The organism is Streptomyces sp. NPDC040405 (assembly GCF_055595765.1).
Map to the genome: position 1 here is coordinate 23,176 of NZ_JBVIVI010000023.1, position 25,205 is coordinate 48,380.

Genomic DNA, 25,205 nt, shown 5'->3' on the forward strand with positions numbered 1-25,205 from the left:
CTCCCTCCGCGCGGTCGAGGAGGGGGCGCCCGACCTCTGGCCGGGCGCCCCTCGTGGCGGGTCAGGCAGAGACGACGAGGTCGAGGGTGGATTCGATGGAGTTGAGCTGGGCGATGATGTGCTTGATCCACTTGTCACGCGGGTGGGCGGCGGCATGCGGGGCGACCGTGCCGGTGATGAACCGGCGGAACTCGGTGAGTTTCTCGGTGAGCACGGCCCGCTCGTATGCCTGGAGAGCGGCCGGTTCAGCGCCGAGCTGGTAGCCGTCGGTCCTGGTCCAGATCAGCGGCGGCCAGCCGTTCTCCGCGATGATGTCGCGCAGACAGGCCAGCCCCGCCCGCACCTGGCTGGGAGACAGGCCGCTGGCGCGTACCAGTTGCTGGAACAGCAGCCCCGCGGGCCTGGCCTCGAACAGCACGAACCGGAGGGTGTCGGCATGCCGCCGCGCGGCCTCGCCCCGGCGCCGCGAGGCGCGGGGGCGAGGCTACTCGCCTCGCAGCAGGCGGGCCAGCTCGCCGTCCATATCGACCTTGCCCGTATCGACCGCTTGCTCGATCCAGTCGAGCGTCGCCCGCACCTTCGCTACGTTCTCGTGCACGATCGTGCACTCGTCCTCACCGAGGGTGCGGACCCGCAGCCCAGGGACCACCCGGCCGACCGCGGCCACGAACGAGTGGCAGGCCGTGACCAGGTCCAAGAACTCCACCGTCCGGTCGATGTGACGGACCGCCGGGGCGACCGGGCTGTTGCGGTCGAAGTCATCGCGGGCCTGCCGGCCCCGCTCGACCTGCGCGTGATTGACCTGGTGGCGGGCGGTGTCGTCGCTCATCGCCTTGAACGCGACATCCGGCCGGCGCAGCAGACCGGTGACCGCCGTGACCGCCGCACCCTCATCCCGGGTGAACTCCTCAACCACCCGGGCCTTGTCCTCGCTGGAGACCTTGGCCGCCACCGTCGGACGCTTGAGGAAGTCGGTGGTCACCGCCGCGGCGACTTCCTCGTCCCGGGCCAGCGCGTGGATCGCGGTAATCTTCTCCTTCGGCGACGCCGGACGCTCGACCTGACGTCCCAGCCTCCGGTTGGCCTCGTCCACCGTCCACCGCGTCCCGCCCGCGGGAGGTTTGGCGATGACCGCGAACCGCTCGGCCTCATCCTCGATCCGCCCCAGAATCCGGTGGACCCGGAAGGACACACCGGCCTGCCGCTTGTCCTTCGGCCACCGAGATGCCGCCCACCTGGCACTTTCCACCGTCTTGTAGGCCAGACCGATGTCCTCGGCGAGACGGAACAGCGTCTCGCGGACCGTGAACAACTCCTGACCCGGCGCGGCATGCTGGCCGCCCCGCTCGCGCATCGGCTCGATCTCCAGCGCGCGGTCCCCGATCGTGAACGAGCCCCTGGTCTGCTGCTCGACCACTTCACGCAGCTCGGCCACGATCTGCTCGTAGCGGTGCTGACTGACGCTTCCGATCTTCTCGATCTCCTCCGGCAAGGTGTTCACCACCCATGCGGGCCGGGGCACGGAGCTGAAGTCCGTGACGTGGACACGACCCGCTCACCATCGAGCATCAAACCGCAAATCAGATCATCACAACACGTGACCACAAACGACCAACTCTGACCGGAATGAGACTCAGGATGCGTTCGCGATGCGGTCACTGTGCCCGTTCGCCGAACGTATCCTTCCGGCGCCTCCAAGCTCTCACCACACACCGGCGCGAGCAGTAGACGGCGTTCGAGCGCCGGTCCACGCCGGCCACCCAGCGAGCCCCGCACTCGGGACACTCGACCTCGCCCGCCCCGTCCCGCACGGCCGCCAGTCGCTTGCGCAATCGGCGTTCCGCACGCCACTGCCTGGCCCGACACGCCGAGGAACAGAACACGGCATCAGGCCGGGCCCCCGGCCTCAACCGTTCGCCACAAGCCCGACAGTCCCTCTCCCCGGCCCGCCCGGCGCCCTCGGACACCACGCCAGCGTAAAAGCCCAGGCTACTCAGACCTGGGGATCAGAAACAGCCTCCACAGACGAACAGCAGGAACGCATCAACGCGGCCGCCCGCGCCCTGAGCGTGCGGGTGCACGAGGACCTGAGCGGAGCCAACGGCACCGGCAACCGTGACGGGCCGGTGGGGAGGCGATGACGACGCTCGTGGCCTCGCTGCCGGTGCTGCGGCCCTGACGCAGTACACGGCCCGTACGGGCTTGGTAGGGCCCGTCAGCCGTTCCCACGTGGAGGTTCTGCCGGATGGGGCCGAGGTGAAGCTCGGGGTGTTTTCGGCGAACGCGAAGGCCCGGCGCGCCAAGCTCAGCGAGGACACGTTGCAGCAGCTGGCCGACCTCGGGCTCGACTGGAGGGGATGAGACGGATGTCGGGGATGTGGAGTGCTGAAGATCTGGCCCGGGGTGCCGCTTGTCGGCAGGGCCGTGGCCTGAGCGTCGCGCAGGTGACGGAGAAGGTCGCGGAAGCGGCCGTGCGAGAGCAGGAGACCCGGCAACAGCTGGAGGCTCCCGTCGACGGCGGGCCGTACGCGGCGGACCCCGAGCACCTGGCAGCGCTGTGGGCGGCCAAACACATCGAATGGCGCCGGATCGCCGCGCTGCTGGAGACGTCCGGCCAGCAGGCGTACGACCCCGAGCAGGACGTGCAGGGCGTGGTCTGGGCACAGGAGCGTGCAGCGAGGCGGCAGGGAGTCCTGGACCGGAACGCGGCGTGGGCGCGGGAGCGCCAGGACGCGAAGGACGAACTGCGGGCACAGGTCTGGCTGCCCGCGGAGACCAGCCGCCGCCTGCGCGCCATCGCGGCCCGAGCAGGTCTCCAAGCCCGAGCAGGTTCTCGCTCAACTCGCCGACCACGTCCGGATGGACGAGGACGGCGCGGTGGTGGTCGCCCCGTTCACCCCACGCTCGGAGGGCTCATGACCGGGTTCACGGCCGTTCTGGCCATCGCGGCGCTGCTGACCGGCTATGGGACGGGCCGGCTGCGTCGATTCGCCTGCATGCAACTCCATGGGGTGAAGGCGGTATGTCCATTCCCGTACCGCGCACCCCTGCAAGCCAACGGCGGTGATCTCAAGAAGCTGTGGCCCGGCCCTGCAGTCCCCGGTTACTTCCGGTTGATCCGCGTAAAGATCAGATAGAGGACGGCTCCGATCGGGATATGCAGCTCCAATGTCGTCGCCGGAGAGAGAATCACTGACAGTTCGACCAATTCGAACACTTCCCGGCCTCCTTCGAGGGATCGTTGGACCACCCGTGCGGGCACCGGCGGTGCCTCGGGTACCTCCATGGGAGCCGAACGGCCGGAGGACAAGAAGGGCTCACAAGGGGGCTCATAACTCGGCGGACGGGCCCAGAACGCCCAACTCCCAGGTATCTTTGGGTAAAGGGAAGCGAGGCATCATGACTGACACCCGGGACAGCGTAGGTCACAGCAATCTGCGGCTCGAGGAACTCGTGGCCACGTCAGGAATGAGCCACAAAAGGCTGGCCCATCGGGTGAATGAGCTGTCCGTCTCCGATGGAAAGGTCAGCCAGTACACACATACATCCGTCGCGAACTGGTGCCGCCGTGGAATGGTCCCGAAATGGCCTACTCCGCAGCTCATCTGTAGGTCGTTATCCGAGGTCCTGGGCAGGCCGGTGACCCTTCAGGACATCGGTATGCCCTGCGCGGAAAAGAATACGGCGCAGCTGGGCCTGGAGTTCGCGCGTCGCCAGGAAGACGCGGTGACCGAAGCAGCAGCTTATTGGAGTGCAGTGAATCGCCGTCAGTTCGTCATCAGTCAGACGTTCGCCATCTCCGCTTTCAGTACCCCGATGGCCCGCTGGCTGATCAATCCGGCCGAGCCGACCCGGGCCCGTACCTCGGGGCCGGTGGTCGACCGGGAGCACATCGCGGAGCTCAGGGAGGCTGCCGATAGTGCTCGTCTGTGGGACTCGCGGTTCGGTGGGGCCAACCGCAAGTCCAAGTCGCTCACGGAGTATCTCTACGACCGGGTGGCCCCGCTGTTGCAGGGCAGCTACTCCGAGTCGGTGGGCCGTGATCTGTTCCGTGTCACCGCGGAGATGGCGCGGCTGGCGGGCTGGACGGCGTTCGACGCGAGCCAGCACGACATCGCCCAGCGCCACTTCATCCAGGCTCTCAGGCTCGCTCGGGCCGGCGGCGACGCCGAACTCGGCTCGTACATCCTCAGCACCATGGCGATGCAGTCGATGATGCGTGGCTTCACGTCCGAGGCAATTGACATGGCCCAGGGCGCCTTCCAGCGCGGGCGCGGCCTGAATCCGCGAGTGGCGGGATTCGCCAAGCTGATCGAGGCAAGGGCACACGCCCGTGCGTCCGACGGGCGGGCGACAAGCAAGTGCATCAGCGAGGCCGAGCGCCTTCAGGAACGAGCGGAAGGCACGGAGAGCCCCGCGTGGATCGGGTTCTTCACCCAGCAGAGGATCATCACTGACGCGGCGGAGGCATTCCGTGACCTGGGGAATCACCGGGCCACCTTCGCCTGGAACGCGGCGGGTCCCATGCCCTCCGACGCGTTCATCCGCTCCCGTAGCGTCCGGCTATCCGTGCTGGCCTCCGCGCACGCCCAGAACGGCGACCTGGACCAGAGCCTGCGCCTGGGCCGCGAGTCACTGGCCCTGTTCACCCGGCTGGGCAGCTTGCGCGGAATGGACTACCTGCGCCTCTACGGCTGCTCCTTGGAGCCCTGGAGCAGGGACGCTCAGGTCATGGCCTTCAGCGCGGACGTCCGCAAAGCCGCCCGGTCGCTGGCGGCGGCCTAACTCCAATGCCGTTGCGTTAGTTGGTGGGTTTAGCCTGGTGGGACCGTCTCAGGGGTGGTGCCCGTGGCTGAGGGTGTGCCGGAGTTATCGGGTCTTGGTCTGTTGACCTGGGTGTATCCGCCGGGTCTGGTGGATCGGGTGGTTGCCGCGTGTGGCCGGACCGAACAGCGCAGACGGTTGCTGCCTGCCCGGCTGGTGGTCTACTTCGTCCTGGGTCTGGCGTTGTTCTCGCCCGCGCCGTATCTGGAGGTGCTGCGGCACCTTGTCGAGGGGCTGCGGTGTGCCGGGCTGGGTGGTTCGTGGCGGGCTCCGGCGAAGTCGTCGCTGTTCCGGGCCCGTGACCGTGCCCTTGCCGGAAATCTCATCCGCCCTGGTGGAGGCTGGTGCATCGGGTTTCCCGAAACCTGGCCGCGGTCGCCCAAGCTGGCGCTCTCGCACAGCTGCCGTCAGCGCGTCATGATGATCGATCGTGCTGCTGCGACTGGCTTACCTGGGCGTGACGAACGCGTTCGCGATGCTTCGCCTGCTGCCGATGACCGACCGGGACAAGGACGCGGAGATCCTCGCCCTGCGCCACCAGATCCGGTTCTCGCCAAGCGATCGGGCGTTCCTGGCGGCGCTGCTTCACCGGCTGCCACTGCACGTCCTGCGACAGTTACGGCTGCTCGTACGCCCCGATACAGTACTGCGTTGGCACCGTAACCTCGTCGCACGCCGCCATGCCGCCTCCTGCCGGCCCAAACGCCCGGGACGACCGCGCACCGTGCGCTCCATCCGCACCCTGGTGCTGCGCCTGGCGAAGGAGAACCCGAGCTGGGGCTACCGGCGCCTGCACGGCGAGCTGCTCGTGCTGGGGGTGAAGGTGGGCGCGTCCACCGTCTGGGAAATCCTGAAGGAGGCTGGCATCGACCCTGCGCCCGAGCGGAACTCCAGTACCTGGGCCGACTTCCTTTGCTCCCAGGCTGATGCGCTGCTGGCCTGCGATTTCATGGAAACGGTCACCCTGTCGGGGGTACGGATGTACGTGCTCGTGGTGATCGAACACGGCAGTCGCCGGATCCGGGTGCTGGGCGCCACCACGCATCCGATCGCCTCTTGGGTAGCGCAAGCGGCGAAGAACCTGGTCATGGACCTCGAAGACCTCGGCTGCCGGGCACGGTTCATGATCCGGGACCGGGATGGGAAGTTCCCCGAACTGTTCGATGCCGTCCTCAAGGACGCGGGAATCGAAGTCGTGCTCAGCGGCATCCAGATGCCGAGGATGAACTCGATCATGGAAAGGTGGATACAGACCTGTCGCCGCGAGCTCCTGGACCGGACCTTGATCTGGAACCAACGGCATCTCCTCCACACCCTGCGCGAGTTCGAGCACTTCTACAACGGACACCGACCACACCAGGGCATCGCGAACGCCAGACGGCTGCACCCATTGCCCCCGCCCATCCACGATCCAGACACGTTAGCCCACCTCGACATACACCGACACGATCGCCTCGGCGGCATCCTCCACGAATACCAACACGCGGCGTGACCTGCACGGACGAGGTTTCCGGCAAGGGCAATGTTTCACACGGTGAGCACGCGCGGACCCGCCGACTCGATATCCCTGGTCACACGGGAGTCCGCCCGATCGTCGGTGATCAGCGTGTCGATGTCGGCAAGGTCGCCGAATTGTGCGAAATGAGTGTGGCCGATCTTGGTGTGGTCGGCCAGCACGACGGTGCGCCGGGTCGCCGAGATCGCTGCGCGCTTACCCCTCGCCTCGGAGGGGTCGATCCGGCCGCCGATCAGCATCACGGTGATGTTGCCCGCGATGTGCCGCTGCTCGGTGAGCGGTAGATCGATCCCCCTCCGCTCAGTGGCCCAAGACCCCGCGATACCCCGGTAGCCGTTTGCGGCCACTCGGGATCAAACGTCGATATTTCAGCGACGGATGCTCACACCACCACGTGGTGAGTCGCCGAAACGAGGTGGCAGAGAAACGCTGACCTGCGTTAATACCCCCGTCATCCGCCTGCGGGCGACCGATGCAGGCACGTACAGCCGACACACCGCCGTGAACGGCGGTGTTCTCGGGCCTGTTGCCAGCGAGGGTCCCGAGCGCCGCCGAGCATGCCCACGTCCCGGGCCTGGCGAGCATCTCACCGCGCAGACCGCGCTGCTGACGGCAGCCGGCATGGCAGTGCGACGGTTACCTCGTCGGCCTCGTCGGGAGACGCTTCCAGCGTGGCGAATCCGGCGAGGCGCGGTATCCGATGAACAGGCCCTCGTCGTAGGTGAGGTCGCCGCCGGTGGGGGTGACGCAGGTGACGGGGGCGTCCTTGAGTCGGGCCGGCCAGGTGGTGGGCAGGCGTCCGCCGGGCTCCTCGCTTCCCAGGAGGACCTCAGCCCCATTCCGGCTTCCTGGCCGGGGAACCAGGCCAGCAGGATGGCGGCCACGTCTTCGCGCCAGGGCATCTCCACGAGGGAGCCGGTGTTGACGATCACGATCGTACGGGGATTGGCCTCGGCCACGCGGGTGACGAGTTCGTCTCGCTGTAGTGGACCTTGTAGCCGTCCCAGTTCACACCACGCTCGGCCGCGCGACGCGCGTCCGGATCGTGCGGGCCGACCAGCCGGAGTCTGCCCGGCGGGAGGTCGTCGCCCTCCCGCCGGCGCACGCTCTGCCGGGCGGGTCCTGCCCTCAGCGTTCCAGCAGGACCCGGACGTCCCAGGCGTTCAGCCTCAGCTCCTCCCCCGCCTGGTGATCCGTACCGTCGAGCACGTCCCGGACCGCGGCGGGGAGTTGGACCGGCACCTCGTCCCAGGACCAGTTGTGCACGAAGCGCACCCTGCGGCCGTCGGGAGCGGTGGCACCCGTACTGGTGACGCCCTCCTGCGGGAACCTCCACCCGCCTTCCCGCGCGGGGAGGGTCCACCGGAGCAGTGACGCGGCGAGGACCGGGTCCGGGACGGTGCCCACGTACGTCACCCGTCCGTCGCCGTGGGAGTGCGTGGTGACGGCGGGCCAGCGGCCGAAGTGCGGGTGGTCGTATCCGGCCAGGACCTGTGCGCCGTCGGCCTGGAGGCCGTCCACCCAGCGGGTGGCCGCCGCACCGGCCGGCAGGGCGAGAGGGGAACCGGGGGCGGGGCGGACTGGCAGGTCCTCGGAGAGGTTGCTGAATTCGTCGAACCAGGCCCCCGCCGCCTCCGCGAGGCGTGCGGGCATGACGTCGGTGCGGGCCCGGGCATGGGGGTCCCCATAGCCGGTACGGGGTCCGAGCACGAGGTGGCCACCCGCGGCGGCGTAGTCGGCGAGCCAGTCGAGCGTCGCGTCGTCCACGCTGTACAGACCCGGCACCACGAGGACCGGGTGCCGCTCGGCGGCGTCCCGCGCGGTGGTGTCGGTGAGACCGTCGGCGTGCAGGAGACGGATCTGGAGCCCGGCGTCGAACGCGCCCCGGTAGAAGGGGTCGAAGACGCCCTGGTACGAACGCCGGTCCGGGCCGCCGTCCGCCCCGGCCAGCGGCGGCTGGAACGCCAGCGCCCACTTGCTCGGGGACGAGTAGACCATCGCCACATCCGCGTCCGGTGTCAGCCCGGCGACCAGGTCGCCCGCGGTCTCCAGCTCCTTGCCGAGGCGGGCGATCTCCCGGTAGACGCGCCCGGGGCGGCCGCTGTGCGGCAGCACACCGCCCCAGTACGTCTCCGTGCCGAAATGCAGGGTGTGCCAGTGCCAGTACTCGATCATGCGGGCGCCGCGCGACACCAGCGCCCAGGCGGCCTGCCGCCACTGTCCGTCGTAGGCGGGCCGGTTGTTCCAGGAGTGCCCGATGGCCTGAGCATCGGTCTCGGTGACCAGGAACGGCTCCTGGCGTGAGGAGAACATCCGGTCCGCGCTGAGGTACAGCGCCCACGTCCCGTTGGTCGTCCATGCCTGGCCGCCGGTGCCCCGGTCGGGCAGGGCGAGGCCGTCCTGCATGGTGTAGTAGGGGTTGCCCGCGGTGATATCGAGCCGGCTTGCGAGGGCCTGGTCGTCCAGGGCGGGGCGGTCGTAGGCGATGCACGTGGTGACGAAGTGCTCCGGACGGGCGTACTCGCGCACGATGTCCGCCTGCCAGCCGATGAACTCCGTGGTCTGCTCGGCCTGGAAACGCCGCCAGGCCAGGTCGTACTGCGGCTGCGCGTTGCCGTCCGGAGTCCACAGGTCGGCCCAGGTGGACAGCCGGTGCGACCAGTAGACCAGGCCCCATTCCCGGTTCAGCGTCTCCACATCGCCGTAGGTCGTGCGCAGGTGGTCCACGAAGCGCTGGAACACCCCATGGTTGTGGAGCAGTTCGTTGCCCGGTTCGTTGTCGACCTGGAAGCCCAGCAGTGAGGGGTGGTCGGCGTAGCGGGACACGATCTTGCGGATGACGCGCTCGGCGTGGAAACGGAAGGCGGGGTGGGTGAAGTCCACCTCCTGACGGGCGCCCCAGGGGATGCGCTCGCCGGTGCGCCGCTCCCCCGCGATCTCGGGGTACAGCCGGGCGAGCCATGGAGGCACGGCGTACGTCGGCGTGCCGAGGACGACGCCGATGCCGCGCTCACGCGCCCCGTCGAGCACCGGTTGCAGCCAGTCGAGGTCGAACCGGCCGTTCTCGGGCTCCCAGGTGGACCACACCGACTCGCCCACCCGGATGACAGTGAATCCCGCCCGCTCCATCAGGTCCAGGTCGGTCTTGAGCCGCTCGTACGGCTGGTACTCGTGGTAATAGGCGGCGCCGAACAGCACGCGCGGGGGAAGCTCGGGCAAGAGTCCTCCTCTATCGACGGTTACGGGAAAGAGCCGGGACGGCGGACGTGGCCAAGGGCGGGATCAGCCCTTGACCGCGCCCGCCGACAGCCCTTCGAGCAGTTGCTTGCGCAGCAGCAGGAAGACCAGGACGGTGGGCACGGTGGCCAGCACCGACCCGGCCAGGACAAGGTCGTACTGGCGGTTTTCCGCCTGGAAAAGCGTCTGCAGCCCCAGGGGAAGGGTGAACTGGCTGATGTCGGAGATCAGGACCAGGGGCCACAGGAAGCTGTTGTAGCTCTGCAGGAAGGTCCATACCGCCAGTGCGCCCAGCGACGGCCGCAGCAAGGGCAGGACAACCTGGCAGAAGATGCGGAACTCCCCGCACCCGTCGATCCGGGACGCCTCCAGCAACTCGTCCGGGACGCTCTGGATGATGTACTGCTGCATCATGAAGATCCCGAACGCGGGCGCCACCCACGGCACCACCAGGGCGAACCAGGGATTGCCCAGCCCCGTCTTGACCAGGATCACGAACAGCGGCACGAGGATGACGGCGAACGGGATCGACAGCGAGCTGAACATCACCCCGAACAGGAACGTCCGGCCGGTGAAGCGGTACTTGGCGAACCCGAACCCGGCCAGCGCGCAGACGAAGACCGACACGGCGGTCGCCACGAGCGCCACCACGGTGCTGATGAGGAACCAGCTCAGAAACGGCTGGCTGTCCAGCAGATTCCGGTAGTTGACCAGAGTGGCCGGGCTGGGCAGCAACCGGGGCGGGTAGGCGAAGATGTCGCCACGCGGCTTGAACGATCCGCTCAGAGCCCACAGCAGCGGCCCGACGAAGGCCAGCAGCAGGGCGGACAGCGCGGTGTAGAGCAGGGCGCGTGAGGGGCCCCGGGAACCGCGGGCCCGCTGCGGGGACGGGGTACTCACGAGGACCTCCCGATGCCGAGCAGCCGGTTAAATACCTGACTGGTGGTGAAGACGAGGACGAACAGCACCACCCCGGCCGCGGCGGCGTAGCCGAACTGCTGGCGTTCGAAAGCCGCCCGGTAGATGAACATCGCCACCGAGAGCGTCGCGTCACCCGGTCCGCCACGGGTGAGCAGAAACGGTTCGTCGAAGATCTGCGCGGCGCTGATGAACGAGGTCACCGCGACGAACCCGGTCACCGGTTTCAGTGCCGGCAGGGTGACAGTGGTGAACGTACGGAAACGTCCCGCCCCGTCCAGCTCCGCGGCCTCGTACAGCTCACGCGGGACGTTCTGCAGCCCGGCGAGGAAGAAGATGGTCAGGTAACCCGCCCAGCGCCAGAGCATGATGACGCTGATGCTGGCCTTGGCCAGGGTCGGATCGCCGAGCCAGTCGAATCCGCCGAGTCCGAACACGGCCCGGAGCACCGCATTGGCGAGTCCGAACTGCCGGTCGAAAACGAGACTGAAGATGAGGGCGACGACGATGGGCGAGACCACCATGGGGATGAAGAAGGCCACCCGGAACAGATCCCGGGCCCGCAGCCCCCGGGCGTTCAGCCCCTGGGCGATCATCAGCGCGACGGGCACGATGACGAGCACGCTCACCAGGACGTAGACGCCGGTGTTCTGCAGCGCACGGTGGAAACTGACATCGGAGAGCAGGTGCGCGTAATTGCGCAGCCCCACCCAGTGCGGGGATCCGAGTCCGACCCACTCGCACAGGCTCAGATACACCGACGCGAGGACCGGCACGACCATGAACAGGACGTACAGCACGTAGAACGGTGCGATGAACAGGTACGGAGCACGGGCAGGACCGCGCGGTGACCGCGACGCACGGCCGCGGCCGCCGGACGCGGCCGTCAGGGGAAGGGGCTCACGGAGCCGTTCAGCGGGGATGCTGGTCATCTGCGGCCCCTATCGGCTTGCCTGGGCACGGAAGTCGGAGGCGGCGCGTCGCAACGCCTCGCGCGGGGACAGGTCACCCCGGTACGCGCGGATCAGATAGCCGCTGAGCACATCCGTGAGGATGGACTGATCCGGGCTCTGGTAGTAGGCGGGCACATGGTCCGCGAGCGGGGCGTACACCTCGAACAGGCGCTGTCCGCCGCAGAACCTGTCCTCCAGAGCCAGCAGTTCGGGGCTGCGGAAGACCGAGCGCCGGGTCGGCAGATAGCCCAGCTCACGGTAGCGGCGGACCTGGGCCTCCTTGGAGAGCCAGGTAGCGCGCAGGAAGTCGGCACCCGCCGTGGTGTTCGCCTTGCCGGTGATCACGGTGAAGCCCGTACCCCCGGCGACCGAGGTGCGGCCGCCCCCGGCCGAAAACCGCGGGAGCGCCCGGATACGCCACTGGCCCGACTGCTCGGGAACGTTCGGCTCAAGACCGAAGGTCTTGTACCAGCTGGCCATCCACAGCCCCGCGACGCTGCCCCGTTTGAGGGCGGTCTGCATACTGGGGCCGTAGAAATCGGCAACATCCACGATGAAGCCGCTGCGCAGCCCGTCGCATATGAACCGGAGCGTCTCCTCCGCCTCGGCCGATTCCAGGGTGATCTGCTGACGGGCGTCGAAGAGCGCGCCTCCTCGCTGGTAGAGAAGGATCGCGAACACCTGCACCACCTGGTTCAGGTCGCTGCCGGTGGCCACCGCGCCCAGGGAGACCCGGTGCTTGCGGAACAGCTTCTCACCGGCCCGGGCCAGCTCCTCCCACGTACCGATGTCCACCGGTATGCCGTAGTCGGACAGGAGGTCATCGCGGTAGTAGTAGACCGTGACGGGTGTGTCCGAGTCGAGCGCGTAGAGCCTGCCGTCGACCGTGTACGGGGCCCTCCGCGCCGGGAGCAGGTCGTCGCCGAGCGGCGCGACGTCCTTGGTCCAGTCGCGCAACAGCCGGGCCGAAAGGTCCCCGCGCAGCATGCGCGCATAGTTGCCGATCTCGAAGCCCATCACATCGGGCGTGCCGCGTCCCGCGACGGCCTGGGCCAGGAGCTTGGTCACCAGGTCCTGGGCTCCCGCGCGCGTCACCCGCAGCCGGTAGGTGAACGGGGTGGCACGGTCGGCCCGTGGCACGGCGGAGGTGAAGAAGTCCTGATATCCCTGGTCGTGCGTCCACAGCGAGAGAGTCACGGGACCGGACGTTCGGACGCTCGCAGGCTGGCTGTTCGCGCAGGCCGAGGCCGTTCCGGTCGCGGCGAGGGCACCGGCCCCGGCGGCCCAGCGCAGTACGGTCCGGCGCGGCGCCGCGGCGGGGCCGACGCCCGGCGGAGCTGGTGCGGCGGTCGGCGGAGCTGGTGCGTGGTGTGGGCCCGAAGTCCCTCGTGGGCCGGGGGAACGGGGGAGGTTTTTCATGTGCGGCTCCTCATCAAGGCGTGTTGCTTGCCGAGTGATGCGGGCATGGCTCGTCCAGCCGCCAGGCCCCTGTGGCGCGGAGACCGGAGCGCGGTGCCCGACGGGTGCCGGTCCTACCGTCGCGGGGGCCGCTCGCTGGAACGGCGGACGACCAACCGGGCGGGCGGATCGCCCCGTGTGGGCAGGGGGCTGTCCGGGTTCTCTATCTGATGAGCCAGCAGCTCGAGTCCGTATGCCGCCACGGTGTCGAAGTCCTGGCTCACGGTGGTGAGCGGCGGCGAGAGATAGGCCGCGGCGGGGATGTCGTCGTACCCGACGACGCTGACCTGATCCGGTACGGAGAGACCCGCCTCGGCCAGACCGCGCATCACGCCGATGGCCATGTCGTCGTTGGCCGCGAAGACCGCGGTGACCCCTGGGGTACGGGCCAGTCGCAGGCCGGCCTCATAGCCGGAAGCGGGCGACCAGTCGCCCTCGATCCACCCCGGTTCCGGTGCCCCCGCCTCCTCCAGCGCCGTCCGCCAGCCCGCCATGCGGTCGCGCGCCGCCCACCACCGCCCCGGTCCGGCCACATGCCACACGGTGGCATGCCCCAAGGAGAGGAGGTGCCGCGTGGCCGCCATGCCCCCGCCGACTCCGTCCGCGCCCGTGACGAGGGCCGGTGTTCCCGGAGCCAGAGCCGGAAGCCGGCCGAAGCTGAGGACCGGGACCTTGGGGTCGAGGGGGTCGGCCTCGCCCTCGTCGATCGGCTCGGACAACACGATGCCGTCCACACCCTGATGCAGCAGGGAGTCGACGGCACCCGCGATACCGGACGGCTCGCCGCTGAGCGTGGTCACGACGCTGAACGAGTAACCGGCGGCGCTCGCTGCCCGCTCCAGCGCGAACAGCAGCGACGAAGGACCGTGGAGCGCGGTTCCCAGGGACACCACCCCGATCCGGCGGAATCGCCCCTGCAGCAGTGCGCGAGCGGCAGTGTTGGGCCGGAAGCCCAGCTCACGGGCGGCCCGCAACACACGGTCGCGGGCCTGGTCGCTCACATAGGGCTCCCCGTTGACGACCCGGGAGACAGTCTTCTGCGACACCCGGGCCAGACGGGCGACCTCTCGCATCGAAGGAGGCCGAGGTCCCTGCCTGGCCCCGGATGAGGGGCTCTCCGGTTCTGTGGTGGGCACAACGCTCTCCTTCGAGCATGATCCCGGACGGCGTCGGATGACGTGATGACTACGTAGTCACACCAGGCAGTGCAGCACTCCGAAGCCCTCTGACTACGTAGTCAGGCGAGTATCCGTCCGCCCTCCAGACGGGTCAAGAGTTCGCGCAGGCGCCCCCTCGCGCTGTCGCCGGCCATGGCCGTGGCCCCTTCGTCCGTCGCGGAGCTCGGGCCCGTGGGCGCGGGCGCGGGCGCGGACGGTGAGTGAGCGGTCAGGATGGCGACCTGCCTTCCTGGCTGTAGGACCGTCGGCCTTCCCAGCCACGTGGAACGTCAGTGGTCGCCGGAGCGGCACGGTGCTGTCATGGGCAGAGAAGACGGCGTGGACGAGCTGGCAGGGTCGCGGAGGTCGGCGCGCCGCGCGTGGCCCGCCCGGGGCGGTCCGGCCACGGCCGCCCCGTCGCGAGGCGGAGGAGCCCGCTGCCATGCTGCACCGCCGCATGGTCGGTGAGGTGATGCGAACTGGTGCCGGAACGTCACCCGCCCGCCCGGACTCCTCTCCACCCGACTCAGGATTCCCCGTCATGCGACAAGTAGCGGGGCCAGGCTCCCCGGAGCCATGATGAGGGTTGCGGGGAGCGGTCGTTGTGGCACGTCAGCCGGTCTGGCCGCCGGGCAGCACCTGGATCGTGCCGCCGTCCGCCCGCCCACCCGCCGCGTCCTAGGGGTTGTTGACCAGAACACCGCCCACGGCGCCGAGCGAGCGCACGATCGACGGCTGCCAGGAGTTCGCCGATCGGGCTGAGGCGCCGCCAGGGGTCTGTCTACATGAGAAGGTCGTCACCGCTCTCTTCGATCAGGTGCTCGAGGAAGGCCCGCACCGCCGCGGGCAGCGCGCGTCGTGCCATCGACTGGATCTGCATGCTGCGGCGGCTCAGCTCCGGGTTGCGGATGGGAACGATCGCCAGGCGGTCGGCGCCGAGCCGCCGCCGTACCGTCAGCGGACCGACCAGGGTGACCCCACCGCGTAGCTGCGCGAAACTCTGCAGTGCGCCCGAGTAGTTGCTGACGAGCGCGGGCTCGAAGCTCAGCCCTTCCAGCGCGACGCAGACATCGAAGAGCTGCCGGATCGTGGTGCCCTCGTCCATCAGCGCGAGCGGGTACGCCAGCAGGTCCGCGAGTTCGACGTACTCCCGGTACGCCAACGGGTGACCGTCGGGCATCAGCGCGTAGATCCGCTGCTGCTGCGAATACTCGACCTTGACTCCCTCTTCCGGTCCGAGGCTATAGGTGACGGCCAGGTCCACCGTGCCGTCTATCACCTGCCGCGTCGCCGCCGCCGGGCCGGTGACATTCAGCCGGAACCGCACCCCCGGATGCTTTTCCCGAAATGCGGTGATAGCCACCGGCAGGAACTCGCGCGCGAAACCCTCGGAGCTCGCGAGTTTGACGGTATTTCGGTGCAGGGCCTCGACGCCGTGCACGTCGGCGAGCACCTGCTCGGCCTCGAGCGCGCTGCGCCGGGCGTAGGCGGCGAGGATCTCGCCCGCCTCCGACAGCACCATGCCCCGCGGCTGGCGCTCGAACAGCGGCGCCCCGACGTCCTGCTCCAGCTTCGCGATCTGCCGACTGATCGCCGACGTGGCCACGTGCAGGCGCTCCGATGCCTCGCTGATCGAACCGGTGCGGGCGACCGCGAGGAAGTAGCGCAGCGACGTGGGCAGGAGGTGCATTCCGAGAATGTACTGCAGCGGGCGAAGCGCGTCCGCCGTGGGTAGTGAGGGGGAAGCGGCGGGCCGTATCCGTTGCCGCCAGGGCAATACACCTTTCGAAAACTTGCAATTGCCTCCTCTTTCGTTTCCCTATCACCGCTCCGTAAACTCTGCGCACCGGCCGGACGCATTGTAAATTGCGCGTTTCCGATGTAAAGGGTAATGATGACCCGTGCTGTCGTGATCGATCGTGCCACCGAATACTACGATTCCGGGGAATTCCTCGCCGACCTCGAACGCCGGGTCGCGTTCGCGACCGAAAGCCAGGACCGGGCGCAGGCGCGGGTGCTGCGTTCCTACCTCACCGACGAGCTTGCCCCGGCGCTCACCAGCCGGCTGGGCTGCGAGGCGCGCGTCCTCAACAACCCCGCCGGCGACTACCCGCTGCTCGTGGCGACCCGGCACGAGGACGCCGAGGTGCCGACGGTGCTGGTCTACGGCCACGGCGACGTCGTCCTCGGCGAGCCGGAGCGGTGGCGGCCCGGACTGGATCCGTGGCGGGTCGTGGTCGAGGGCGACCGCTGGTACGGCCGGGGCACCGCCGACAACAAGGGCCAGCACACCATCAACTTCGCGGCACTTGAGCAAGTGCTCCGCGTGCGCGGCCGGCTCGGCTTCAATCTCAAGGTGCTGGTCGAGACCGGGGAGGAGTCCGGCTCGCCGGGCCTGCGTACGGTCTGCGCCCAGTTGCGGGACGAGCTCGCCGCCGATGTGCTGATCGCGTCCGACGGGCCGCGCGTGGCCGCGGAGCGTCCGACGCTGTTCCTCGGTTCACGCGGCTCCACCCCGTTCACGCTGCGGGTCGGCCTGCGCGAGGGCTCGTACCACTCCGGCAACTGGGGCGGTCTGCTGCGCAACCCGGCGACCGTGCTGGGTGCCGCGCTCGCCACCATCGTCGACGCGCGGGGCCGCATCCTCGTCTCCGGTCTGCGGCCGCGGGAGATCCCCGAGAACGTCCGGGAAGCCCTGCGCGACATCGAGGTCGGCGGCGGAGCGGACGATCCGCCCATCGACGACGGCTGGGGCGAACCCGGCCTCACCCCGGCCGAACGCCTCGTCGGCTGGAACAGCGTCGAGGTGCTCTCGCTCGCCGCCGGGAACCCGGACAACCCGGTCAATGCCATTCCCGGCAGCGCACACGCGCACTGCCAGCTCCGGTCCGTGGTCGGCACGGAGGTCGACAAGCTCGGCGTCATCCTCCGTAAGCACCTGGACGAGCACGGATTCCCCATGGTCGAAGTCGAGGTCGGACCGACCATGCCGCCGACCCGGACGGATCCGGACGACCCCTGGGTGCACTGGGCGCTCGGCTCGATCAGCCGCACGACCGGCACGGAACCCGCGCTGCTGCCGAACCTCGGCGGCAGCCTTCCCAACGACGCCTTCGCAGGCGCGCTCGGGTTGTGCACGCTCTGGGTCCCGCACTCCTACCCCGCCTGTGCCCAGCATGCCCCGGATGAGCACCTGCTGGCCTCCGTGGCGCGGGAGAGCCTGCGCATCATGGCCGGTCTGTTCTGGGACCTCGGCGAGGGCTCTTCCGTGAGGAGTCGCCCATGACCACGCGGACGGTCTCCCCCGAAGCGCCGGTGAAGGTGCATCGCGTCATCATCGCCGCGTCCATCGGGAACGCACTGGAATGGTTCGACATCCTCGTTTACGGCTTCTTCGCCGCGACGATCTCGAAGCAGTTCTTCCCCACCGCCGACGAGACCGTGTCGCTGCTGCTGACGCTCGGCACGTTCGCGGTGGCCTATGTGGTCCGTCCGGTGGGGGCGCTCGTGCTCGGCGCGTATGCCGACCGTGCCGGGCGCAAGCGTGCGCTCATGGTGTCGATCCGGCTCATGATGGTCGCGACGCTACTCATCGCGATCATGCCGCCGTACGCGAAGATCGGGCTCGTCGCGCCGATCGCGATCCTGCTCGCCCGGCTCGTCCAGGGCTTCTCCGCGGGCGGGGAGTTCGGCAGCGCCACCGCGTTCCTCGTCGAGCACATGCCCGAGAAGCGCGGTTTCATGGCCAGCTGGCAGTTCGCGAGCCAGGGGTTCGCGACGCTGCTCGCGTCGGCGTTCGGGACGGTGCTCACGGCCACGCTGTCCGACGCGAGCCTGGAGTCGTGGGGTTGGCGCATCCCGTTCTTCTTCGGTTTGCTGATCGGCCCGGTCGGCTACTACATCCGGCGTTACGTCGCCGAGGCCGGTGAGTTCGTCGAGACCGCGGACCGGGAGCGCGCGCCGGTGAAGGATACGTTCCGTACCCAGAAGGACCGCATGCTCCTGGCGATGGGCGCGCTCGCCGTGTCCACCGCGATCAGCTACCTCATCACCTACATGCCCACGTTCGCGGTGAAGGAGCTGGACCTGCCGGCGTCGACCGGGTTCGCGTCCACTTTGGTCACCGGGGTCGTGCTGACCGGCCTGACTCCCGTGGTGGGTCACCTGTCGGACCGGTTCGGCCGCACCCGGATCATGCTGCTCTTCGCCGTGCTGATCCTCGCGCTGGTATACCCGAGCTTCGCGTTCCTGGTCGCCGCCCCGGGCTTCACGGTGATACTCGGCGTGATGTTCCTGATCGGCGTGCTGAAGGCCGGTTACTTCGCGCCGCTGCCCGCGATGATGGCGGAGCTGTTCCCCGTCACCAACCGGGCTACCGGCCTGGCGGTGAGCTACAACATCGCTGTGATGCTGTTCGGCGGCACGACGCCGCTGGTGATCGTCTGGCTCGTCGATGTGACTGGCAGCAAGCTCGCGCCGACCTTCTACCTGATGTTCCTGGCCGTGGTCAGCCTGTTCTGCGTGGTGTTCGCGCGGCGCAGGCTCGGCATTCACTGATCGGAGAAACCCCTTGTCTGTCAACGACTTCGACCGCTACCCGCTGCTGTTCGGCCCGTCGCCGGTGCACCGCCTGGAGCGCCTGACCAAGCACTTGGGCGGAGCGGAGATCTGGGCCAAGCGCGAGGACTGCAACTCCGGCATCGCCTACGGCGGCAACAAGACCCGCAAGCTGGAGTACCTCGTGGCCGATGCCCTGGCGCGGGGCTGCGACACGCTCGTATCGATCGGCGGCGTGCAGTCCAACCACACGCGCCAGGTCGCGGCGGTCGCGGCACGGGCGGGGCTCAAGTGTGTGCTGGTCCAGGAAAGCTGGGTCGACTGGCCGGACGCGGTGTACGACAAGGTCGGCAACATTCTGCTGTCCCGGCTCGCCGGAGCGGACGTGCGGCTGGTGAAGGCCGGGTTCGGCATCGAGTTCAAGGAGAGCTGGGAGCAGGCGATCACGGAGATCGAGGCGGCGGGCGGCAAGCCCTACGCGATCCCCGCGGGCGCCTCGGACCACCGGCTCGGCGGGCTGGGCTTCGCGAACTGGGCGTTCGAGGTGGCAGAGCAGGAACAGCAGCTCGGGGTCTTCTTCGACACCATCGTGGTGTGCGCGGTCACCGGCAGCACCCAGGCCGGTATGATCGCCGGATTCGCCGCGCTGGGCGGGCGGCCGCGGCGGGTCCTCGGCATCGACGCCTCGGCCAAGCCGAAGGAGACCTTGGACCAGGTGGCGCGGATCGCGCGCGGGACCGCGTCGCTCATCGGCCTGGACCGCGAGCTCTCCCATGACGAGATCCTGCTCGACGAGCGCTACCACGCGGGCACCTACGGCATCCCGGACGAGTCCACCATGGACGCGATGCGGCTGGCCGCGCGGACCGAGGGCATGATCACCGACCCGGTGTACGAGGGCAAGTCCATGGCGGGCCTGATCGACCTCGTCGCCCGGGGCGAGATCGCCAAGGACGCCAAGGTGCTCTACGCCCACCTCGGTGGGCAGCCTGCGCTGAACGGCTACAGCGCCCTGTTCGGGTAGGCTCCGCCAGGCGAGCGGGCGGAAAGGCGACGCCGAACGTGTGGGGGTCGGGGTCAGGCGTCGGCCGTCCGCTCGCCGAGCCCTACGTACATCGACCGGTGCAGTTCGTCGACGTGCGCGGCGAGAAGACGCGCCGCCAAGGCGGAGTCGCGGGCGCCCAGGGCAGCTCTGATCTCCTTGTGCTGTTCGTTGCTCGCGCGCAGGTAGTGCATCGAATACGGCAGGAAGTACTGGTACAGCTCCGCGGTGACCCGTTCGTACATCTCCATCGCGCTGGACAGCCCGGCGCTCGCCACGACCAGCCTGTGGAGCCGCTGGTCGGCCTCATGGAAGTCGGCCCAGGTGTCCGCGGCGTCCATGTCCCGGATGGCGGCGTCGAGCATTTCCAGGGTCTCGTCGTCGATCCGCTCCGCCGCGAAGTGCGCGAAACCGGCTTCCATGACGACCCGTTCGTCGATCAGCCGGCGCACATGGTTGCTGTCCTCGCGGTAGGCGGCGGCCTCCACCACGGCGTTGCGGGGCGGGCGGGGTGCGATGAAGGTGCCGCCGTTGCGCCCGGGCCGGCGCTCCACGACGCCTTCCTGTTCCAGAGCGGTGAAGGCACGGCGGACGGTGATCTCGCCGACGTCCAGCGCGGCGGCCGTGGTCCGCACGTTGGGCAGCCGCTCCCCCGGAACCAGCAGCCCCAGGTCCACGGCCAGCGAGATCCGCGCCCGCACCGTGTCGATGGCGCTGGTGCGGCGGATCGCTGTCAGCGGTCGTCGGCTCAGCGGGTTCGCGACGCCGCCCCGGGTCTCGGAAGCCATACCCGCAGCCTAACCGGGTCTCCGGCGGGGGCATGGCCGGGCGTCCGCGGCCGGGTCATCGGGTGCACGGATCCGCGCCACCTCTTTACGTGCTCAAAGTGAGCATGTTTCCATGGCCTGCAATCCACCCTGTGCTGTCCGTTCCGAGCGGTTCGGAGCGGGCGGTACCGATCGTGAGGGCGCCGATGAGGATCTCCGGACTTCAGACCGCGGGAACGCCGGGCGATGTCGCGGCCAATCTGCGGGAGCTGGACGCGGCGTGCGCGCGGGCCGCCGCCTCGGGAAGCGAACTGCTCATCACCTCCGAGCTGTTTGTCACCGGTTACGACATCGGCGACCGCCTGGGGGAGCTGGCGCGCACCGACTTGCTGACGCCCGTTCAGGACCTGGCCCGCCGGCATCGCCTCGCCCTCGTCGTCGGCCTCCCGGAACACCAGAGCGGGGCCTGCTACAACAGTGCCGTCTTCGTGGGCCCGGACGGCAATCTCCTGGGGCGGCACCGCAAGACCCATCTCTTCGGCGACCTGGACCGCCGCCACTTCACCCCCGGCGACCGTCCGACTTCGATCGTCGACTTCGGTGGCCTACGGATCGCCCTGCTCATCTGCTACGACGTGGAGTTCCCGGAGAACGTTCGCGCGGCGGCGCTGGCCGGCGCCGACCTCATCGCCGTACCCACCGCCCAGATGGAGCCGTACGCCTTCGTCGCCGACCATCTGCTGAGGGTGCGGGCCTGGGAGAACCAGGTCTACGTCGCCTACGTCAACCACGACGGCGCCGAGGGCCTCCTGACGTACGTCGGCCGCAGCTCCATCACCGCTCCCTCGGGCGAGGTCCTCGACTCCGTCAGGCATGGCAACCAGCTCATTTCGGCCACCGTCGACCCGGCCGTCGTCGCCCAGGCCCGCAAGGACAATCCGTATCTCCTCGACCGCCGCCCGGACTTGTACGCCCCAGCTCTCTTCGTCCCCGAGGACCGCACATGCTGACCGACTCCACGCCCCAGGACACCACCGCCGAGCAGTCGCCGAGAAACCTCGAAGGCCACCTCGGCACCGGATCGATCGTGTTCATGGTGATCGCGGCGGCCGCTCCCCTGACCGTCGTGGGCGGCAACGTCCCGCTCGCCATCGCCAGTGGTCCCGGTGCCGGAGCACCCGTCGGCTTCGCGCTCGCCTCCCTGATCCTGCTCGTCTTCGCGGTCGGCTTCGTCACCATGACCCCCCACGTCCCGCAGGCGGGCGCCTTCTATGCCTACGCCACCCGCGGCCTCGGTGCCCGCATGGGAGTGGGGACGGCTGCCGTGGCCCTGGTCGCCTACACCGCCGTCCAGGTGGGTGTCTACGGTTACTTCGGCTGGGCGGTGAACGACGCGCTCCACAGCCTCGGCCTCGGCTTCTCCCTGCCGTGGTGGGCCTGGGCGCTCGGCGCGGCCGGCGCCGTCGCCATCCTCGGCTACCGGCACATCGACCTCAGCTCCAAGGTCCTCGGCGTGGCCCTCGTCCTGGAGATCGCCGTGGTGGTCGTCCTGGACGCCGTGATCTTCGCCCGCGGCGGCGCCCACGGCGTCACCACGGAGTCCTTCACGCCGCACGCCGCGCTGTCAGGCCCCCTGGGCATCGCCGTCCTCTTCGCCCTCACCGGGTTCATCGGCTTCGAGGCCACTGCCGTCTTCCGTGACGAGGCCCGTACGCCCGACAAAACGCTCCCCCGGGCCACCTATCTCTCCGTACTGATCATCGGCGGCTTCTATACCGTCTCCTGCTGGGCGCTGGTCCTGGCCGCGGGCACCGACCAGGTGGGCGCGGTGGCACAGCGAACCCTCGACGGAGAGGGCAACATGCTCATGGACACCGCCCAGACCTACGTCGGCACTACCCTGCGCGACGTCATGCAGGTGCTGCTGCTCAGCAGCCTCTTCGCCTGCGTCCTGTCCTTCCACAACGTCATCGCCCGCTACACCTTCACCCTCGCGCACCAGCGTCTGATGCCCGCCCGCCTGGGCACGGTCCACCCACGCCACCAGTCGCCGTCCACGTCCTCGCTCGCGCAGAGCGTCACCGCGGTGATCCTGGTCGGCGGCTGTGCGCTGCTGCGACTGGACCCGCTGGTCGGGGTGTTCGGCTCCATGGCCGGTGTCTCCACCGTCGGCATGGTCATCCTCATGCTGACCACGTCGATCGCGGTCCTGGTCTTCTTCGCCCGCAACCCCTCCCTGGCCTCGGGCAGGTCCTGGCAGACACGAGCGGCGCCGGCCCTGGCCGTGCTCGGCCTGCTGGCGGGCATGTGGCTGGTGCTGGCCAACTTCCCCCTCGTCACCGGCCGGGGACCGGTCACGAGCACCATCCTCGCGGCCGTGCCCTTCGTGGCACTCGTCGCGGGAGTGCTCTACGGACCGCGCGCTGTGGCGTCCCACGCGCCCGGGGCCTGACCCGGGAAACAGCACGGTTGTTGGTCGGGCGGTGGTACGCCGTGTTCTTCACGAAGTGGGTGATGCCGAGCTTGCGGTAGCTGTTCAGCGCCGCGGCCACGTCGTCGGCGGAGCCGACCAGCCACGTGGTCCCCGCTCCCCCACCGCCGAACGTGCCGGGGGTGGTGTACAGGCAGGTGTCGAGGACCTCACCGCGCTGAGCGAGATCGAAGAGCCGCTGCTGCCCGACTGCGGTCCTGCGGTTCTGCTCGCCGGGTCTGCGCCCTTCGCACTGGGCACAGTCGTGGCGATGGCACAGTTCGGTGCCTCGATCGCCGCCTCGCTGGTGCTGACGATGTTCCTTCAGGACGGTCTGGGCCTTCCGCGGTTCTCCACGGGCGCCGCCTCGGGACTGACGGTCTCGCCCAACCAGGCGCTGGTGCTGCGCCGCGCCCCGCCGGAGGCCGCCGGGGTGTACCTCCACACGGCGGCGCGAGGCGGGGCGCTCCGCCACCGGTCGTCGTACTGGCAGGCCGTCCTGATCCCCGTGGCCGTGCTGGGGCGTCGCCTTGGCCGTATCGGTCCTGCGTGGCGGCGACCGTCAGGCGCGGGCTGGATGACGGTCGCCGGAATCCGGGCGGACAGGGCCGAGCCGATCAGCACCCCGGGAATTCCGCCGACCAGCACCGAACCGGTCAGCGCGAACTGCACCTGGCCGAAGATCAGGTGACCGACCGTGGCGGCGCCCACCAGCGGAATGGCCCGCACCATGAGGTGCTGGCCCTGCTGGCCCAGTTCCAGGGCGACCTCGGGCTCACCCTGGTGCTGATCGCCCACGACCTCGCGGTCGTGCGGCAGGCCAGCGACCGGGTCGCGGTCATACGCCAGGGAGCCGTCGTCGAGGAGGGCCCGGCGGTCACGGTCTACGACTCCCCTCAGGGCCCGTACACCAAGGCGCTGCTGACAGCCGTTCCCGTGCTCGACCGGCGGAGGCCGGGTAGTCGGTGTTCGCATCTCGAGCGTGGTGTCGCGCTCGCGTCGCACCCTTGTGGCCCGGCTTCACCGCGTCGGCTCACACCGCGGTGTCCGCCTCGCGGGAGGTGAGCAGGGCCTGCACCGCCTCAATGGTGGCTCGGGTCAGCGAGGAGTCGCAGCCGCTGCGGGCGCGGGCGCTGAGGCGGATCGGGGAGACGGCGGGAAGGTCGTGGCGTGGTGTGAGGCCGTCGGGGTACGGGCTGCCGGGGATGGCGAGCAGGGCGGCGCCGAGTCCGGCGCGGGCCGCGTCGAGGACCCCGGCGAGGTATCCGGCCTCGGCGACCACGGTGGCGGGGGTGTGGTGGGAGGCGAGCGCGGTCAGGGCGCGGCTGCGGATGACGCACGGGTCGCTGATGACGACCAGAGGCAGGGGGGCGGGGGCGGCGGGTGGTTTCCAGCCGGGGGCGGCGTACCAGCGCAGGGGCAGTTCGCCCACCGGGGTGCCCGGGGCGTGTGCGGCCTCGGTGACGTAGACGGCGAGGTCGAGTTCGCCGCGTGCGACGGCGTCCGACAGCCGTGCCGAGCGGTCGATGCGTACGCGGACCTCGGCGCCGGGCCGGGTGTCGCGTACGGCCGCGGTGAGTACGGGGAGGATCTGGTCGGCGCCGTGCTCGGTGGCGCCGATGGCGACGGGTGCCGCGTCGGGCCGGTCCTCCCCCATGAGCCGCCGGAGGGCGGCGTCGTGCGCGCCGACGATCTGCTGGGCTTCTTCCAGCAGTCGGGCGCCGTGGGCGGTGAACCGGGTCTTCCTGCCGTCGCGCTCGACGACGGGGCGTCCGAGGGACTTCTCCAGCCGCCGAATGTGCTGGCTGACGGTGGATTGGCTGAGGGCGAGCGCGCCCGCGGCGCGGTGGAAGCCCTCGTAGTCGGCGACGGCGATGAGGCTGCGCAACGCCACGATGTCCAGTACCGGCCGCATGTGCGCAGGCTAGCACCGATCGATCGGGGATCGCGATCGATTTTGATGGCGAATCATCGTTGGACGGCCGACTCCGGGCTCGTGCATGCTGAGGTCATGCCACGTACCGCGCTCGTGGCGGCCCGCGGGCCGCACACGCACCGCACCGGATCCGGGCCTTCGGCCGCCGGATTCGCGGTGTGCCGCGCCACGAGCGCCTGGCTGACACGGCGGCGTGTGGTCGACTTCGGCCGCACCGGCGCCATGCGCTGTCGCTGACCGACGGCTTTCCCTGGCGCTCGCCGCCGGTCTTCGGCCTTTCGCCGTCGTCTGTTCGCCGGCGCCTGTTCACCGTTGCCCGTTCGCCGCCGACCGTTCGTCCATGCGTTTCCGCGTCGGCAAGGGCTTCTCG

The 25,205-nt window shown here is 69.4% G+C and carries 23 protein-coding genes and 1 pseudogene; 12 read left to right on the forward strand and 12 right to left on the reverse strand.

The features are described from left to right. Positions 1-61: 61 nt before the first annotated feature. The gene (locus ACZ59A_RS43110) at positions 62-418 is read right to left on the reverse strand and encodes a RacP protein (protein ID WP_470970867.1); all 357 of its coding nucleotides are present in this window, start codon (positions 416-418) and stop codon (positions 62-64) included. 66 nt (positions 419-484) lie between these two features. Continuing rightward, the gene (locus ACZ59A_RS43115; RefSeq protein ID WP_470970951.1) at positions 485-1,492 is read right to left on the reverse strand and encodes a DUF6192 family protein; all 1,008 of its coding nucleotides are present in this window, start codon (positions 1,490-1,492) and stop codon (positions 485-487) included. A gap of 952 nt (positions 1,493-2,444) precedes the next feature. On the opposite strand from ACZ59A_RS43115, the gene ACZ59A_RS43120 reads away from it, so the two are divergent. The 4 genes from ACZ59A_RS43120 to ACZ59A_RS43135 all read left to right on the forward strand — a co-directional run bounded on the left by ACZ59A_RS43120 (position 2,445) and on the right by ACZ59A_RS43135 (position 6,316). Then, on the forward strand, positions 2,445-3,137 hold the full coding sequence (locus ACZ59A_RS43120; RefSeq protein WP_470970870.1) for a hypothetical protein: 693 nt from the start codon (positions 2,445-2,447) through the stop codon (positions 3,135-3,137). 262 nt (positions 3,138-3,399) lie between these two features. Then, positions 3,400-4,785 carry a sporulation protein gene (locus tag ACZ59A_RS43125; RefSeq protein WP_470970874.1) on the forward strand — a complete coding sequence of 462 codons (1,386 nt, stop codon included), beginning with the start codon at positions 3,400-3,402 and terminating at the stop codon, positions 4,783-4,785. A 75-nt stretch (positions 4,786-4,860) separates the two neighbouring features. After that, the gene (locus ACZ59A_RS43130) at positions 4,861-5,487 is read left to right on the forward strand and encodes a transposase domain-containing protein (RefSeq protein ID WP_470970954.1); all 627 of its coding nucleotides are present in this window, start codon (positions 4,861-4,863) and stop codon (positions 5,485-5,487) included. Beyond that, positions 5,447-6,316 carry an integrase core domain-containing protein gene (locus ACZ59A_RS43135; RefSeq protein WP_470970957.1) on the forward strand — a complete coding sequence of 290 codons (870 nt, stop codon included), beginning with the start codon at positions 5,447-5,449 and terminating at the stop codon, positions 6,314-6,316. Before ACZ59A_RS43130 ends, ACZ59A_RS43135 begins: the two co-directional genes overlap by 41 nt. 35 nt (positions 6,317-6,351) lie before the next feature. Here ACZ59A_RS43135 and ACZ59A_RS43140 read toward each other — a convergent pair whose 3' ends face one another. From ACZ59A_RS43140 to ACZ59A_RS43175, 8 genes and pseudogenes are all read right to left on the reverse strand, one after another. After that, positions 6,352-6,579 (reverse strand): hypothetical protein, encoded by a 228-nt coding sequence (locus tag ACZ59A_RS43140; protein WP_470970877.1) that lies wholly within the window; start codon positions 6,577-6,579, stop codon positions 6,352-6,354. Between the two features lie 406 nt (positions 6,580-6,985). Beyond that, a pseudogene (locus tag ACZ59A_RS43145) lies at positions 6,986-7,329 on the reverse strand (glycoside hydrolase family 3 protein); the annotation flags it as partial. A 139-nt stretch (positions 7,330-7,468) separates the two neighbouring features. Next, positions 7,469-9,559 carry a beta-galactosidase gene (locus tag ACZ59A_RS43150; protein ID WP_470970880.1) on the reverse strand — a complete coding sequence of 697 codons (2,091 nt, stop codon included), beginning with the start codon at positions 9,557-9,559 and terminating at the stop codon, positions 7,469-7,471. Positions 9,560-9,622: 63 nt separating this feature from the next. Further along, on the reverse strand, positions 9,623-10,477 hold the full coding sequence (locus ACZ59A_RS43155; RefSeq protein WP_470970882.1) for a carbohydrate ABC transporter permease: 855 nt from the start codon (positions 10,475-10,477) through the stop codon (positions 9,623-9,625). Then, the gene (locus ACZ59A_RS43160; RefSeq protein ID WP_470970885.1) at positions 10,474-11,427 is read right to left on the reverse strand and encodes a carbohydrate ABC transporter permease; all 954 of its coding nucleotides are present in this window, start codon (positions 11,425-11,427) and stop codon (positions 10,474-10,476) included. The genes ACZ59A_RS43155 and ACZ59A_RS43160 overlap by 4 nt, the downstream gene beginning before the upstream one ends. Before the next feature lie 9 nt (positions 11,428-11,436). Then, complete coding sequence (locus ACZ59A_RS43165) at positions 11,437-12,645, reverse strand: ABC transporter substrate-binding protein (protein WP_470970888.1); 1,209 nt, start codon at positions 12,643-12,645, stop codon at positions 11,437-11,439. A 335-nt stretch (positions 12,646-12,980) separates the two neighbouring features. Beyond that, on the reverse strand, positions 12,981-13,979 hold the full coding sequence (locus tag ACZ59A_RS43170; protein WP_470970890.1) for a LacI family DNA-binding transcriptional regulator: 999 nt from the start codon (positions 13,977-13,979) through the stop codon (positions 12,981-12,983). An 865-nt stretch (positions 13,980-14,844) separates the two neighbouring features. Beyond that, positions 14,845-15,753, reverse strand: a complete 909-nt coding sequence (locus tag ACZ59A_RS43175) for a LysR family transcriptional regulator (protein ID WP_470970893.1) — start codon at positions 15,751-15,753, stop codon at positions 14,845-14,847. Between the two features lie 204 nt (positions 15,754-15,957). On the opposite strand from ACZ59A_RS43175, the gene ACZ59A_RS43180 reads away from it, so the two are divergent. Genes ACZ59A_RS43180 through ACZ59A_RS43190 form a run of 3 tightly spaced genes read left to right on the forward strand, consistent with a single transcriptional unit; the run spans position 15,958 to position 19,644 of the window. Further along, the gene (locus tag ACZ59A_RS43180; RefSeq protein ID WP_470970895.1) at positions 15,958-17,349 is read left to right on the forward strand and encodes a M20 family metallopeptidase; all 1,392 of its coding nucleotides are present in this window, start codon (positions 15,958-15,960) and stop codon (positions 17,347-17,349) included. Beyond that, on the forward strand, positions 17,346-18,620 hold the full coding sequence (locus ACZ59A_RS43185) for an MFS transporter (RefSeq protein WP_470970898.1): 1,275 nt from the start codon (positions 17,346-17,348) through the stop codon (positions 18,618-18,620). The genes ACZ59A_RS43180 and ACZ59A_RS43185 overlap by 4 nt, the downstream gene beginning before the upstream one ends. 13 nt (positions 18,621-18,633) lie before the next feature. Continuing rightward, positions 18,634-19,644, forward strand: coding sequence for a 1-aminocyclopropane-1-carboxylate deaminase (locus ACZ59A_RS43190; protein ID WP_470970901.1), 1,011 nt, complete (start codon positions 18,634-18,636; stop codon positions 19,642-19,644). A gap of 53 nt (positions 19,645-19,697) precedes the next feature. Here the strand turns inward: ACZ59A_RS43190 and ACZ59A_RS43195 are convergent, their stop codons facing one another. Further along, positions 19,698-20,450 carry a FadR/GntR family transcriptional regulator gene (locus tag ACZ59A_RS43195; protein ID WP_470970903.1) on the reverse strand — a complete coding sequence of 251 codons (753 nt, stop codon included), beginning with the start codon at positions 20,448-20,450 and terminating at the stop codon, positions 19,698-19,700. Between the two features lie 185 nt (positions 20,451-20,635). Here ACZ59A_RS43195 and ACZ59A_RS43200 point away from each other — a divergent pair, with 185 nt between their 5' ends. The 4 genes from ACZ59A_RS43200 to ACZ59A_RS43215 are packed head-to-tail and all read left to right on the forward strand — an operon-like array spanning position 20,636 to position 23,964. Beyond that, positions 20,636-21,439 carry a carbon-nitrogen hydrolase family protein gene (locus ACZ59A_RS43200; RefSeq protein ID WP_470970906.1) on the forward strand — a complete coding sequence of 268 codons (804 nt, stop codon included), beginning with the start codon at positions 20,636-20,638 and terminating at the stop codon, positions 21,437-21,439. Next, complete coding sequence (locus tag ACZ59A_RS43205; protein WP_470970908.1) at positions 21,433-22,881, forward strand: APC family permease; 1,449 nt, start codon at positions 21,433-21,435, stop codon at positions 22,879-22,881. Before ACZ59A_RS43200 ends, ACZ59A_RS43205 begins: the two co-directional genes overlap by 7 nt. A gap of 55 nt (positions 22,882-22,936) precedes the next feature. Further along, positions 22,937-23,590 carry a hypothetical protein gene (locus ACZ59A_RS43210; RefSeq protein WP_470970911.1) on the forward strand — a complete coding sequence of 218 codons (654 nt, stop codon included), beginning with the start codon at positions 22,937-22,939 and terminating at the stop codon, positions 23,588-23,590. Then, positions 23,587-23,964: an ABC transporter ATP-binding protein gene (locus ACZ59A_RS43215; RefSeq protein WP_470970914.1), complete on the forward strand. Its 378-nt coding sequence runs from the start codon at positions 23,587-23,589 to the stop codon at positions 23,962-23,964. Before ACZ59A_RS43210 ends, ACZ59A_RS43215 begins: the two co-directional genes overlap by 4 nt. Here the strand turns inward: ACZ59A_RS43215 and ACZ59A_RS43220 are convergent. After that, entirely contained in the window at positions 23,933-24,814 is an 882-nt protein-coding gene (locus ACZ59A_RS43220; RefSeq protein WP_470970917.1) for a LysR family transcriptional regulator, read from the reverse strand. The genes ACZ59A_RS43215 and ACZ59A_RS43220 overlap by 32 nt on opposite strands. Positions 24,815-24,910: 96 nt before the next feature. On the opposite strand from ACZ59A_RS43220, the gene ACZ59A_RS43225 reads away from it, so the two are divergent. Continuing rightward, positions 24,911-25,072, forward strand: coding sequence for a hypothetical protein (locus tag ACZ59A_RS43225; protein WP_468055587.1), 162 nt, complete (start codon positions 24,911-24,913; stop codon positions 25,070-25,072). The last annotated feature ends 133 nt before the right edge of the window (positions 25,073-25,205 follow it).